Annotated in this window: 15 protein-coding genes; 10 read left to right on the forward strand and 5 right to left on the reverse strand. The window is 41.8% G+C overall.

The genetic code is table 11. The features are described 5' to 3' along the window. Position 1 precedes the first annotated feature (1 nt). Both panC and panD read left to right on the forward strand, forming a co-directional pair. On the forward strand, positions 2-844 hold the full coding sequence (gene panC / locus AKG39_RS10970; RefSeq protein WP_050740442.1) for a pantoate--beta-alanine ligase: 843 nt from the start codon (positions 2-4) through the stop codon (positions 842-844). Positions 845-862: 18 nt separating this feature from the next. Continuing rightward, positions 863-1,246, forward strand: coding sequence for an aspartate 1-decarboxylase (gene panD / locus AKG39_RS10975; RefSeq protein WP_050740443.1), 384 nt, complete (start codon positions 863-865; stop codon positions 1,244-1,246). 16 nt (positions 1,247-1,262) lie between these two features. Here the strand turns inward: panD and AKG39_RS10980 are convergent, their stop codons facing one another. From AKG39_RS10980 to AKG39_RS10990, 3 genes are all read right to left on the reverse strand, one after another. Beyond that, complete coding sequence (locus AKG39_RS10980; protein ID WP_050740444.1) at positions 1,263-3,848, reverse strand: chemotaxis protein CheW; 2,586 nt, start codon at positions 3,846-3,848, stop codon at positions 1,263-1,265. A gap of 132 nt (positions 3,849-3,980) precedes the next feature. Then, positions 3,981-4,451, reverse strand: a complete 471-nt coding sequence (locus tag AKG39_RS10985) for a GyrI-like domain-containing protein (RefSeq protein ID WP_242852599.1) — start codon at positions 4,449-4,451, stop codon at positions 3,981-3,983. 1 nt (position 4,452) lies between these two features. Next, positions 4,453-5,175, reverse strand: a complete 723-nt coding sequence (locus AKG39_RS10990) for an XRE family transcriptional regulator (protein WP_050740445.1) — start codon at positions 5,173-5,175, stop codon at positions 4,453-4,455. Positions 5,176-5,352: 177 nt separating this feature from the next. Between AKG39_RS10990 and AKG39_RS10995 the strand changes: the two genes are divergently transcribed. After that, entirely contained in the window at positions 5,353-6,606 is a 1,254-nt protein-coding gene (locus AKG39_RS10995) for a DNA polymerase Y family protein (protein ID WP_050740446.1), read from the forward strand. A 9-nt stretch (positions 6,607-6,615) separates the two neighbouring features. Continuing rightward, on the forward strand, positions 6,616-6,861 hold the full coding sequence (locus AKG39_RS11000) for a hypothetical protein (protein ID WP_050740447.1): 246 nt from the start codon (positions 6,616-6,618) through the stop codon (positions 6,859-6,861). Positions 6,862-7,104: 243 nt separating this feature from the next. On the opposite strand, the gene AKG39_RS11005 is transcribed toward AKG39_RS11000, so the two are convergent. Then, the gene (locus AKG39_RS11005) at positions 7,105-8,670 is read right to left on the reverse strand and encodes a carboxylesterase/lipase family protein (protein WP_050740448.1); all 1,566 of its coding nucleotides are present in this window, start codon (positions 8,668-8,670) and stop codon (positions 7,105-7,107) included. Between the two features lie 26 nt (positions 8,671-8,696). Further along, complete coding sequence (locus AKG39_RS11010; RefSeq protein ID WP_050740449.1) at positions 8,697-9,938, reverse strand: nucleotidyltransferase; 1,242 nt, start codon at positions 9,936-9,938, stop codon at positions 8,697-8,699. A gap of 157 nt (positions 9,939-10,095) precedes the next feature. Here AKG39_RS11010 and AKG39_RS11015 point away from each other — a divergent pair, with 157 nt between their 5' ends. The 6 genes from AKG39_RS11015 to rnc all read left to right on the forward strand — a co-directional run bounded on the left by AKG39_RS11015 (position 10,096) and on the right by rnc (position 14,057). After that, positions 10,096-11,286, forward strand: a complete 1,191-nt coding sequence (locus AKG39_RS11015) for an acetate/propionate family kinase (protein ID WP_050740450.1) — start codon at positions 10,096-10,098, stop codon at positions 11,284-11,286. A gap of 70 nt (positions 11,287-11,356) precedes the next feature. Next, the gene (locus AKG39_RS11020; RefSeq protein WP_050740451.1) at positions 11,357-11,815 is read left to right on the forward strand and encodes a YceD family protein; all 459 of its coding nucleotides are present in this window, start codon (positions 11,357-11,359) and stop codon (positions 11,813-11,815) included. A 32-nt stretch (positions 11,816-11,847) separates the two neighbouring features. Further along, entirely contained in the window at positions 11,848-12,027 is a 180-nt protein-coding gene (gene rpmF, locus AKG39_RS11025) for a 50S ribosomal protein L32 (protein ID WP_050740452.1), read from the forward strand. A gap of 84 nt (positions 12,028-12,111) precedes the next feature. Next, positions 12,112-13,107, forward strand: coding sequence for a phosphate acyltransferase PlsX (gene plsX, locus AKG39_RS11030; RefSeq protein ID WP_050740570.1), 996 nt, complete (start codon positions 12,112-12,114; stop codon positions 13,105-13,107). Between the two features lie 3 nt (positions 13,108-13,110). Further along, positions 13,111-13,335 (forward strand): acyl carrier protein, encoded by a 225-nt coding sequence (gene acpP, locus AKG39_RS11035; protein ID WP_050740453.1) that lies wholly within the window; start codon positions 13,111-13,113, stop codon positions 13,333-13,335. A gap of 59 nt (positions 13,336-13,394) precedes the next feature. Beyond that, positions 13,395-14,057: a ribonuclease III gene (gene rnc / locus AKG39_RS11040; protein ID WP_050740454.1), complete on the forward strand. Its 663-nt coding sequence runs from the start codon at positions 13,395-13,397 to the stop codon at positions 14,055-14,057. Positions 14,058-14,101 lie beyond the last annotated feature (44 nt).

A 14,101-nucleotide genomic window follows, 5' to 3' on the forward strand; every position in this document is an offset into this window, starting at 1 on the left:
CATGAAAACAGCGAAAACCATCGAGGAGCTGCAAGACGTAATCAATGCATTCGGTCAAAATAAAACCATTGGTTTTACACCTACCATGGGTTATCTTCATGAAGGGCATTTGTCACTGATTCAAAAAGCTAGGACTGACAATGACATCGTCATTGTCAGCATTTTTGTCAATCCCACCCAGTTTGGTCCGGGAGAGGATTTTAAAGCGTACCCGCGGAATTTTGACAGAGATTCAAGATTGGCTGAAGCCGCCGGCGCTGATATTCTATTTGTACCGGATGTTAGTGAAATCTATCCGGAAGGTTCCACAACCTTTGTTTTGGTTGAAGGTGTCAGCACAAAAAAAATGTGTGGGAGCTCAAGGCCCACGCATTTTAAAGGGGTCACCACGGTTGTGAACATCCTTTTTAATATTATCAAACCTGACAAGGCATATTTCGGCCAAAAGGATGCCCAACAGGTTGAAATTATCAAAAAAATGGTGAGGGATCTTCATATGCAGCTGACAATTGTGACCTGTCCCATCATCAGGGAAGCCGACGGACTTGCTATGAGTTCCAGAAATGTTTATCTCAGCCCTGAAGAACGAAATCAAGCCCTTATTTTAAACAAATCATTGAAAGATATTCAGGGCTTGTATCGCTTGGGAGAGACAAAGGTTGAGACACTAAAGACTATTCTGCGAAATGGAATTAATACGATGCCCCTGGCAGTCATTGATTATGTAGAGATTCTGGATTTAAATACTCTGGACGCCATTGAAAAAATAGAAGCTGCCACTTTAGCAGCTGTAGCCGTGCGTTTTGGAAACACACGATTGATTGACAACATAATTTTAGAATAAAATAAAGTGGGGATAAAAATGTATATTACACTCTTTAAATCAAAACTTCATCGGGGCACAATCACCGAGGCTAATATAAACTATGTGGGGAGTATAACCATTGATTGCGAGCTTCTGGAAAAGTCGGATATTCTCCCCGGGGAACGGGTTCAGGTCGTCAATGTGAATAATGGGGAACGCTTCGAAACCTATACAATTGAAGGTGAAAGAGGAACTGGGATTATTTGCGTCAATGGAGCCGCGGCGAGATTGGTTCAGATAGGAGACCAGGTGATTATTATCTCCTATGCCATGATGGAAAAAAAAGAAGCACCCCGGTTTAAACCGAAGGTGCTGATTCTTGATGATGGAAACAAAATACTAAAAATTAAAGATAAGGAAGAACATGGCCACATTGAGTAGCGATCTTCTTTTGGGATTAAACCGGATTCGTTAAGTTTTCGATAAGGGGAAGGGTTTCTTCCCAATCGTCACCTAATTCATTATCAGCCAGCTTTTCCAGAAAAATGTGATGATCCAGAACCAATATGGTGCGATTGCTATTGTCTGAAAGACAAATAATACCTGAAACAGCAGATGAAAGACTGACGGGAGCAATGTCATCAACATTAATTTCCACAACACTCATGAGATTATCGACATGCAATGCCAGAAGCTCATCGTCTGAAAGCTTCAGCACAAGCAGATGGGAATCATCTGAATTCCCGTTGTTTTCTGCCTTCATACTAAAGATTTCATGGGTGTTTACCACAACAATGTAGCTGCCGTTGTATTCAACAGCACCTTTGATATTATCTGTGGACCCAGGCAATGTGATAATATGTTCGCAGTCCATGGCCTCTAATACTACAGATTCGTCGAGGCCGAATACCTGTCCATTCATCACAAAGGTTGCTAATTTTTGAAGATTGTCTGTCATGGAATAGTTGAAATCGGATTGCTCAATGTCTTGGATTTTGCTGGCAAGAGTCTTGGTTTGATTAATATCGGACAATTTTTCAAAAACAAAACCCAAAATATCATTTTGATATCCGTCGGTGCTTTTATATTCCCGGTAATGGGATGAGCAGGCGCGGCCTACGGAATAACAGCAATCATGGTATTCCAGAATTTTAGATTCCTGGGTACCGGTTAATAGGGTAAACATTTCGTGGGGAAGATTTAAAGCGGAGCCGATTTTATGATTTTCATCAGTGGACGCAATAATATTCTTGCTTCGATCCGTAAAAACAGCAAAGGTATCATTTTTGGATTCCAGAACTTCTTCCAGCATGTCTTTAAATTGTGATTGACTGTCAAAGACGATTCCAATCCCTCCAACGGTTCGATTGGGGTTGCGGCTGTCGGTAATGGAAGCCCCATAAATATAGGTGTGTCGATTATCATATAAATCTGTGGCTTCAAAAGGAGAAACAACATATTTGCCTGGATTTGAATTGCTTAAAACCTGTTGAATATACGAATTGCTTAATGTTTTGCCGATATCTTCGGAACGCTCGGGATTGGATACTGCAATAATAGTACCAGTATGGTCAAAAATAAATAAATTGCTGTAAACCGTGTAGAGGCTGTTAATGTAAGCTAGGATGGTTGTCATTTCCTGTAGATCGCTTGGGTTCATCTCGCCTTCATGGGAAAGAGCCTTGCGAAAGCTGGAATTAAGTGCCCACCAGCGGCAGTCGTTGGCTCTTTCATAGAGATTTCGATCCATGATATCCACACTTAATGATGCCAAAAACCGGGTTTCTACCAAACTGGCTGAAACTACAGTGGAAAATAAATTGGATACAGAGCTTTGAAAAAGATTGCTGGTTTTAGTGCCAATTCGACCAATTGCGCTTAAAATCGGTTTTAGGCGGGCATATTCATTTTTAATAGCATCGTCTTTTTCAATAACTTGACCATTGTAGACAATACGTTTTAAGGAGCCATTGATGGTCTGGGTTTTGACAATGATTTCATTGAGGGCAACCGAAAAAGAATCGGCCATGCCCATTAATTTACGGGTTGTCACAGAATCGATGTGTTCAAGATCAGTGGTATCTTTAAATGCAAGATTAAGGGGAAGCATGATATGCCCCTTCCAGCCCAGTCCAAAATATTCCTGATAGCCTTTTGTAAAGACGGTTTTTGAAATATACGCGGAGCCCCGATAATATTCGACACCATAGGTTTCCGGTTCAGGGGATTCGATGGTGATGCCCGTGGGAACGTGATTTTCATCACTACTGGCAATAACCAGATTGTCATTATCAACAATGGTAATAACAGATCCATCATAATCCCTGGCCAAATTTTTAAAAATCTGCTTCATTTCATTTTCAAAACGGAAGCACAAACAAATGATACCGATCGGATAATGAGAGCCTTCCTCATATATTTTACTGGAAAATACATGGGATTTATATCTGTTGGACTGTAAGGCAGAAGGCTGATAGGATTCGATAAAGCTTTCATTGCTTTCCATGGTTTTAGTCAAAATCGGGTCATCCAGGGTTAATCCCAGAATATCATTGCCTTGATCGAGATTTGCCAAAACCCGATAGTTTTGATCGAGAATGACAATTTCTCCATAAACAGAATACTTAGCAACGTATTCATTCAGCCGTTTGATAATGTCATTTCGGCTTTGTTCACTGGGGTCTTCATTGCTTACAAATTTTCTAATATCGTCATCCGTCGCGATAAAACCAATATCTGCAGTTCTTTCGTATAAATTTCGTATTAAAATATCAATGGCAACCTGTGTTTTTGAAATAATTTTCTGTTCTGTTTTTTTCAATTTTTCGGATCCGAGGGCGCTAATGAGTTCCTGTTGAAGATTATAGAAACTATTTTGAATTTTTGTCATATTTGGAAGTACGTTTTTTGACTGGATCGGGCAATTTATTTCACATAAAAGTTTGATATTATCCCATTGATCGTTAAGAGCGGTAATGCTCTCCTCGCACTTTAAAACGTCTGGCATGTGACTTAGAAAGTCCTGCTGTTTGTAGATTATCATAAAGTCTCCTTTTCTGCATAAAAAGGACGCAAAGCAGAAGGTACCACTATTGCGCCTTTGCAATTTAATGTGAAGACTAATGTATCATTATATTTTGGATTTGGCAAGATATTATAGATTAATTATATGAATTTAATTGTCTTTTTTTACCGGCATGACAACTTTGGTTAATAACTCAGTTTCAAGAAATGAGGTATCGTTATAGTAATATTCATAGGCCGAGCCGGTGGCGGTATAACCATTTTTTTCAATCCAGTTAGCCATTTCTTTGTAAAGGGGTTTCATTTTATCGTAAGGACCTCGATTCATTGAAAAAACGATCAAGCCGGCAGGAATTGATCCCGCCTCGATATCATCTTTTCCGGGAATGGGTTCAGCCACCGGAAATCCTATTTCAACATCCAAATTCTGCATATCCATATTATGGTAAGCGACAAAAGGAACATCAGCCAAATGTTCGTTGAGCTCCTCGAGATAGGCGCTCATTTTGCAATAACTTTCTCCAATTAATTGAGGCAACTGATCAACACTTGTTCTGGTACGAATGAATAAGGTAGGTTGTTCTTTTTGTTTTAAAACTGCAATGTTTGACATTTTAGCCATTTTATTCTCCTTTTCTTTTCTCATATTTTGACAGGACTTTTCCTGCAATACGAACATTGTCATATTCCCCGGGTAAAATCGGTTTATATTTGGGGTTGAACGAAATAAACTGGTGATCCCGATATTGCTTAATATAGCCTTCATCATTGATCACAATAATGCCAACGTCGCCTTCTTCAAGTAATGAAGCGGGCTGGATAAAAACAATATCATTATCATAATAAGCCGGTTCCATGCTATCACCGGCTACCCGAATGGCAAATTTTGTTCCGGAAGGAATGAGTTCAGCGGAAAAAGGGGTGAATTCATAGTGATGAGAATCCAGGAAACTTCCGATTCCTGCGGACGCAGGCAGCAGATAGAGGGGAAGCTCTTTGATTCTTTGATGATTTTCTTTAATTTTAAAATGAATTTCATAATCAAGAAAATTCTTGATATTCTTTTGAAAAAAGGCTTTTCCGTCAGATGATAATTGGCGGTATAAACCCACAATGCCGGACTCTTTTTCAGAAAAATCATGCATATTCCCATTTTGTGCGGGCTCAATTTGGATTATACAGTCCAGGGCTTCAACAATAGCCCTTAAGGTTTCGTATTTTGGATTTTTAGTTTCACCGGAAAGAATTTTATGAACCGTTGGTAAAGGGACTCGGGATTTTTCAGATATTTCATAAGCAGTCAGATGTGATTGCTTTTTTAATGTTCTGATTTTTTCGTTAATCATCGTTTTCACCTCTGATCTTAAGTATAAGGGATCAATGATGAAAATTCAATAAAAATAACCATAAATGATAAAAATATATTTTAATCCGTTGACAAATGATAATAAAAGGGTATATTATTTAAATAAATATCATTTATGGGTAAAAAAAACGGTGATAGTTTAAAGAAGGTGAATGAAATGGATCGTGTCATTTTGCACAGCGACATGAACAGCTTTTATGCGAGCGTTGAATGTTTGTATCATCCTGAATTTCAGGGTTTACCGGTGGCAGTGGGAGGAAATCCCAAAAATCGCCATGGTATTATTCTGGCAAAAAATCAGTTGGCAAGAGAAGCCGGGGTAAAAACCGGTGAAGCCCTCTGGGAAGCCAGGGCAAAATCCCCGCAGCTGATCATAGTGGAACCAAATTTTGAACGCTACCTGAAATTCTCTAAAATGGCGCGAAAAATATACTATCGTTACTCCGAACTGGTTGAACCTTTTGGCTTGGATGAAGCCTGGATCGACGTGACGGGCAGCACCCACATATACGGAAGCGGCGAAGCAATTGCCCGAAAAATAAGCCGGGAGATTCAGTCGGAACTGGGATTGACGGTTTCAATCGGAGTTTCCTTTAATAAAATATTTGCCAAGTTTGGTTCAGATTATAAAAAACCGGATGCCATTACGGTGATCACCCGGGAAAATTACCAGGAAATTGTGTGGGAACGAGGTGTTGGGGAATTGCTCTATGTGGGAAGATCAACCGGAAAAAAGCTGATGAAGTACGGGATCTATACCATTGGGGATTTGGCAAAATCATCCATGGATTTTCTAAAATGCCAGCTGGGTAAAATGGGCGTTATTTTATGGGACTTTGCCAACGGACTTGATAACAGTCCGGTTAAGTGGTTCGATGAAAACTACAATGGGAATGAACGGGTTATAAAAAGCATTGGCAACAGCATTACAACACCCCGGGATATTGAAAACACGAAAGACATGAAACTGGTCATGTATATGTTAACTGAAAGTGTGGCAATGCGCTTGAGAGAAACCGACTGTTATTGTCAAACCGTGGCCATTCATATCCGGACCAAAGAACTGCGAAGCTTTACACGACAGATGAAATTAAGTAAGCCTTCGGATCTGACCGGTGAAATTGGGGAAGCCGCTATTTTGCTATTTAATCAAAACTATGATTTCAGTTCGCCGGTAAGGTCACTGGGGGTACGGGCAGCAGATTTGGTTCCGAATACGGTTCCCATACAGCTTGATTTATTTGGTCATGAAGAAGAACGTATCCGCCAGGGGCGTTTGGATATCACTATTGATGGACTCCGCAAAAGATATGGCAATCACTCTGTGCGACGGGCAGTTACCATAGGCGATACCATGAGTTGCATGGACCCTAAAAAGGATCATGTCATCTATCCCCTGAGATATTTTTAGAGGTGCGTTATGGAAAATAAGTACACCAAAAAATATGTAAAGGTCATTGCCGAATTTGAAGAAGATGGCCGCATCATACCCCTTAGAATTTTCTGGGAGGATGGCCGGGTCTTCGAAATCGACCGGATTTTAGACGTCCGACCCGGGGTTTCAAGAAAAGTCGGCGGCCAGGGCATCCGCTATCTGTGCCGCATCCTCAACAAAGAAGTTTGTCTTTTCTACGAGGAACCCCGCTGGTACGTGGAAAGCAAGTGAAAAAGAAGACGAAGCCTTTCAACTTGCCGACTAACTACCGTAACAATTGCCGGTACTGCGTTATGTGTTTGTCAACATGCTAAAGGCTTAACGGCTTTTGGAGGATTTTAACAAAATAGATAGTGAGTCCTGGGGACGATGGTAACATCAGTTGTCGGCATCAGGGCGAACAGGCGACAGCCTGTACGAACTGCAGCCGACAACGATTTACCATCGTCCCCAGGACGGTTTAGCAACAAACCCTTATTGAGGGTCGTTGAACATGATTTTTTCTAGAAATGCCAGGGTTTCTTCGTAGGGCAGGGGCTTGGTGGACAAATGGGTGTCAAAGACCATGATGTCCTTTTTTTCCGGATCGAATTTGGGCCAGGGTACCTGTCCTTTAAATGCTGCTTTAAAATTGGGATCTCCGTATTTAATAAAGTTCGTCCAGGATTGTTGCATAAGCCAGGAAAGATTGCTGATTTTAGTGGCTCGGCGCCGACCGATACCGTTTCCGAAAACAAAGGGAAGCTCCATGGCATGGGCGGTGTTCAAGCCCACTATTTTAAGAATGGCAGGATCATAATCAAAATTGTAGAAATAGACATCAATGCCCAGTTGGGCATATTTTTTTGCCATCATGACCATGCCGATGAGAAAAGCCGAGTGGGTGTAAATTTCCTGCATCCGTTCCAATGCCGAGTGCTCCTCATCTACCTTAAAGAAATCCATGACCGCATCCGCATGTTCTGGACCAAAAATTTCATAGCATAGCATTTTGTAAATTCCCAGGTTGGTGTGTCCCTTGATAAAGAGGGAAGACTCATCCGTATTAAAGCCCACCAGCATTTTAACCGGGTTCACCTCTCCGGATCTTAGGGCGGCAACCGGATCTTTAGGCAGAACGACGCCATCAAAAATCGGCCAGAAACCGAAGGCGTTTGGTGCCGCAGACTGGTCGGATTTAACCATCGATACAGCAGCCAGAGCATCGCCGGGGATCCGTCTCAACTTGTATAAATCCTCCTGGGTATCTTCGACACCAAACAGCTCGCAGAGCAGCTGGCCATTGGCCATGGATTTTTCCAAATTCCCACGGTTTTGTGAGGCAAAGCTGGAGATTGAAAAAATTGAGCCGCTTTCGACGATGGCCTGATGAAAAAGTCCTTTAGCCAGGGGCGAGAGCATCAGCGCCGTCACACTATAGGCCCCTGCGGATTGCCCCCCCAGGGTCACCTTTGTGGGATCGCCCCCAAAAGCTTCAATGTTTTCCTGCACCCAGTGAAGTGCTTGAATCTGATCCAGTAAACCATAATTTCCGGTGGTGCCGGATTCCTCACAAAGCCCGTGGGTGGCGAGAAAGCCAAGGGCTCCCAGACGGTAGTTGATGGTGACTACCACCACACCCTCTTGAGCCATTCGGGCACCATCATAGACCATTTCACTGCCGGATCCGGTGGCAAAAGCGCCGCCATGGATAAAAACATACACCGGATAACGTTCCTCTTTTGCGGTGGCCGGTGTCCAGACATTTAAAAAAAGGCAATCTTCACTTTTATCATCCATTTGGTAGGTTCCCGAGGAATCAACCAGAATGCCGCCCATCTGCATGGCGGCATTTCCAGGTTCAAGGCAATCTCGGATCTCTTCCCATGGAGGCATCGGCTTAGGCGCTTTAAATCGTCGATTTTGAGTCGGGGGCTGGGCATAGGGGATGCCTTTATAACTTGAAATTCCCTTGCGATGCAGCCCTCTCACAGGGCCGCAGGATGGAAATAGTTCGGGATTTTTTGGCATGTCAGATTTATTGTTTTTGTCGAATGGCATAATATTCTCCTTAATTAATTGGTTTTTCAAATGCGGATGGGGCTTTGGGTATAGTCGTGGTGATACTGATAGTTTTTTTCATAAAACAGATTATGCAAATCCGTGGCACGGATATCATAATGAAGCATCTCGCGTTGGACAGGGGAAAGAAGCCGCTCGCCACGGCTCATATTGGTGAGGATGGGAATGTCACCCTGCTTTTTAATTTTCCTAAGGATTGCCTGGCCGGTTGAATTAAAGCCTAATACCCGCAGGTAAGGTTTAAACGAAGGATCGTTGAATTTAAATAGAACCTTCTTGTCCAATTCCAACAGGCGGTTGCACAAAATACGCTGAACCCGGGTTTTGGGGATTCGCTTCGAAATAATGGCATCAACCAGAGCGTCCAGGGTTTTGGCTGTTTTTAGGGCATCCCGGATTTTATGCTCCAGGCCCTCTGCAACATAGGGGGTATTTTTCAGATCCCCGACATCCCGGGAGAGAATCATCAGCCTTAAAGCGTTGAGAAACAGAGCATCCCCCTGGAGATTGTAATCCTCCATGGGGGCCAATAAGCTTTCTACCTTATAAGGAAGCTTATTTTTAAGGTCCATAACTGGGTTTGAATGAATGGTGTCACGAACCAGGCTGTTCAAAAGAATTTTTCGAATGGCTGTGGCGCTCATGTAGTCCGATGTTTCCAGACTGTGATAATCGGATCCCTGGCGTTTCACGGTGATGGGGGAAATAGTGCTTTGGGTGACAATCAGAGCCTTAAGATATTCAATGGCCAGAATATTATTTGGGGTAGTAAGCAGAGAACTGACTTCCTCACCTAAAAGTTCATGAATGGTTTGTTCTCGGGCTTTGGGAAAGGAAACACCGGTATCCAGGGCGAACCCCAGGAGCTGTTTAAATTCCGGAGACTCCAGCGACAGAATCTGGGCCAGGGCTTGGAGTGGTTCCAGTTCACCATGTTCAGAGCCAAAGGAAAGAAAATCACAGGCTCCGGTGGCATTGAAGATTTTAATGCCGCCTTGGGCAAATGCCTCGGCACTTTGGCCGGCATAAACAAAGGGCAGTTCACAGACCAGGTCAATACCGGAAGCCAGCGCCAGTCTTGTGCGTTCCCATTTGTTTATGATGGCGAAATCGCCGCGCTGGGTAATACTTCCGCTCATCAGGGTCATGACACCATCGGCTTGGGATATTTTTTTAGTAGTTTCAAGCTGCCAGGCATGACCTTTGTGAAAAGGATTATATTCGGTTATGATTCCAAGAACCTTCATGATCCACTCCTTTTTTAACTTAAATGATAAAAAAATAACGATTTTTAGAGATATTCCTGTAATTGTGCAAAAAAATAATAGAAATTTAGTGGTATTACTGTTATTATATAGAAGTTATACTACGCAATCAATTAAAACTTAAGGAGAGTAATTATTAATGAATGTACTTGTTATTAACTGTGGTAGTTCTTCGCTCAAATATCAGCTACTTGATATGTCCACCGAAGAAGTATTAGCCAAAGGTCTGGCCGAAAGAATAGGTATTGAGGGATCTGTTCTGGTTCATGAAGCACCGGGACAAGAAAAAGTAAAATTTGAACAACCCATGAAAACTCATAAAGAAGCCTTAAATATTTTAATGGCTGCTTTAGTTGACCCCAGTCATGGCGTAATCAAATCATTAAACGAAATTTCTGCAGTCGGTCATCGAACCGTTCACGGTGGAGAAGCGTTTTCAGCTTCTGTTGTGGTAAATGATGCTGTTATTAAATCGTTGGAAGAATGCTCTGAGTTAGCACCACTTCATAACCCTGCAAACCTCATTGGTATTCGAGCCTGTCAGGAATTATTGCCAACCGTACCAATGGTTGCTGTATTTGATACAGCTTTCCACCAAACATTACCTGGGGAAGCTTATATGTATCCATTGCCTTATGAAATGTATACAAAATATAAAATTAGAAAATATGGTTTTCACGGCACATCTCATAAATTTGTAAGCGCAGAAGCAGCTGGATTAATGGGTAAAAAAATTGAAAACTTAAAACTGATTTCCTGTCACTTAGGAAATGGTGCCAGTCTTTGTGCTATTAAAAATGGTAAATCCATTGAGACCTCTATGGGATTAACGCCACTTGCAGGCCTTGAAATGGGAACACGATGTGGCGATATCGATCCGGCCATCGTTCCATTTTTAGTCAGTAAAGGTTATACTGTTCAAGAAGTAGATACCATGATGAATAAACAATCCGGCGTTCTCGGAGTTTCAGGCATCAGCTCAGATTTCCGTGACGTTGAAGGTGCTGCCAACGGCGGCAACAAACGTGCTCAATTGGCTTTGGATATTTTCCATTACCGTGTTCGAATCACCATTGGCGCTTATGTAGCAGCCATGGACGGTGTTGATGGCATTATCTTTACCGCTGGTTTAGGCGAAAACTCATCAACCTCTCGTCAGGCCATTTGTGATCACTTGAAATTTTTAGGCATTAAATTAGACCCAGTTGCCAACAGCAACCGCGGAAAAGCCATGATTATTTCAGCTGAAGATTCAAAAACAACGGTTATGGTCATTCCGACCAACGAAGAATTAATGATTGCCAGAGATACCCTTTCATTAGTTAAATAATGTAAAGTATTTCACTTGACAAAATGGGCAATCGTCTATATAATGATGATTGCCCGTTTGGAGTGATAAAATGAATTTTGAAATCAATAAGCTATTACTGGAAGAAAAGATCCCCTTTGAATTTACTCTGAAAAATGAGGACGTAAAAGACATTGAGGGAAAAATCGGGGAAGATGGCGCTTTGGCGCGTGGAACCATCGAGAAATTGTCGCGTGGTACTTTTTTCGTGACAGTGACGGTGGAAATGACCATGATCTATCCCTGTGCCCGTTGCCTGGAACCAACCCCGGTGGAATGTAGCTATGAGTATTCGGAAACAGTAACGGTTGAAGAGGATGAGGTTGTCCTAAATCTCGTACCCGTTGTTGAAGAGTGCATTTATATTAATGAACCTTATCGTGTGCTATGTAGTGACGATTGCGCGGGTTTGTGTCCAAAATGTGGCAGTAATTTAAATCACGAGCAATGTAGTTGTGATAAAAACGGTGATTTAGATCCCCGCTTTGAAGCATTAAAAAAATTATTGTAAGTGATATGACTTTTATATAGGAGGTGTTAGTGATGGCTGTACCAAAGAGAAAAACTTCTAAGTCTAGAAGAGATAAGAGAAGAACACATTATAAATTAACTGTTCCAGGTATGAGTACTTGTCCAAAATGTGGTGAGATTAAATTGCCTCATCGTGTTTGCAAGTCTTGTGGAACATACAAAGACGTTAGTGTCATTAGTTTTGACGAATAAACAGAGTTTAGACTCTGTTTTTTCTCTATCCGGGATTAAATTTCCTGTGATGAAAAACGCAAAATGAGAAAGGAAGGCCATATTTTGAATATATTTTTGGATGCCATGGGTGGCGATCATGCCCCCTTCGAGATTGTCAAAGGAGCCATTGATGCGGTTAACGAGTATGGTGTCGCATTAACCCTTGTCGGTCGCGAGGAAGCCATAAAAGCAGAGCTTTCAAAATATACCTACCCTGAGGACAAGATCACCATTCTTCATGCAGAAACCGTGATCAGCAGCGGTGAAGAACCGGCAATGGCCATTCGTCGTAAAACCGATTCCTCCCTGGTGGTGGCCCTTGAGGCCATGAAAACCCTGGAAAATCCGGTGCTGATTTCAGCAGGAAGTACCGGTGCCCTGTTGGCAGGCGGACTCTTAAAACTAGGCCGTATTAAAGGAATTAAGCGTCCTGCTTTGGCGGCAACCCTGCCAAAGAGCGATGGCGTTTTCCTGTTGATTGATACTGGTGCGAACACGGATTGCAAACCTGAATACCTGGTGCAATTTGCCCAGTTGGGGAAAATTTATTCTGAAAATGTTTTGGGAAAGATGAACCCCAGCATTGGTCTTATTAATATCGGCGTCGAAGCAAAAAAAGGAAACAGCCTTGTAAAGGCGGCTTATGAGCTGCTGGAGGCTGGAGACTTTAATTTTTCGGGCAATGTGGAAGCGCGGGATATTCCGGAAACAGAAGCAGATATTCTGGTTTGTGATGGTTTTACAGGTAATATTGTTTTAAAATTAACCGAAGGCGTTGCGGCATACCTGTTAAAGGGCATCAAAACATCGATTACCAGCAATACCAAAGGGAAAATTGGAGGTCTTCTGATTAAGAAAAACCTCAAAGAATTCAAAAAAAAGTTTGATTATGCGGAGTACGGCGGGGCACCTTTTTTAGGGGTTAAGGGCGGGATCATAAAAGCTCATGGCAGCAGTGATGCCTTTGCCATTAAAAATGCGGTGCGACAGAGTATTAAGTTTATTGAGAACGATGTTTTACAAAAAATCACTGAAAATGCAAAAAAAATGGAGGTGTAAGTCATGGATGAAAAATTATTGAAAGTCAGGGAAATTATTGCTGAACAGCTTGATCTTGATCTTGATGATATTACCCTTGAAACTTCCCTTGTTGAAGATCTTAAGGCAGACTCATTAGACATTGTTGAACTAATTATGGCCTTTGAAGATGAATTTGAGATTAAAATTGACGATGAAGTGCTTGAAAATATCCTGACCGTCCAAGATATAATAAATGCAATAGCATAAAGAAATAACTGGCGCCGCTGAATTTCGGCGGTGCCTGCTTTTTGAGGAGGTGTTATAAGTTGACTATAGAAGATAAAATTAATTATCATTTTAAGAAAAAAGAACTTTTGAAAATTGCATTAACACACAGCTCTCATTCAGGAAACGCCGCAAATAACGAGCGTCTTGAATTCTTGGGGGATGCAGTATTGGAACTGATTATCAGTGAGTATTTATATGAGTCTCATAAACTATCAGAAGGTAAGATGACGAAAATCCGTTCCAATATTGTATGTGCCGAGTCTCTTTCCAAAGCAGCCTATGACCTCTATTTAGGGGATCATATCCTGCTTGGAAAAGGGGAGATTGTAACCGGCGGACGACGACGAAAGTCGAATTTAGCCAATGCGTTCGAAGCTCTTATTGGAGCTGTCTTTTTGGACAGTAATTTTGAAACAACCCGTGAAATGGTGCTGCGGCTTTTAGGCAACAATATCGAGCTGGCTTTGTCCGGGGCTCTGGTAAAGGATTATAAAACAGAACTTCAAGAACATATCCAAAAGAATAATGACAACGTCATCGAATATGTTTTGGATAAATCTGAGGGACCTGAGCATAATAAAACTTTTTTCATTAATTTGCTTTTAAACAATGAATGCGTCAGCGCCGGAATCGGTAAAAGTAAAAAAGAAGGCGAACAGGATGCGGCCAAGAATTACTTATCTGAAGTGCTGAAAAAATAAACAGTTCAGGAAAAAATGTGTGATCTGGAAATTGAGGTGAGGGT

Origin of the sequence: Acetobacterium bakii, assembly GCF_001263355.1 — a bacterium.
GTDB lineage: Bacteria > Bacillota > Clostridia > Eubacteriales > Eubacteriaceae > Acetobacterium > Acetobacterium bakii.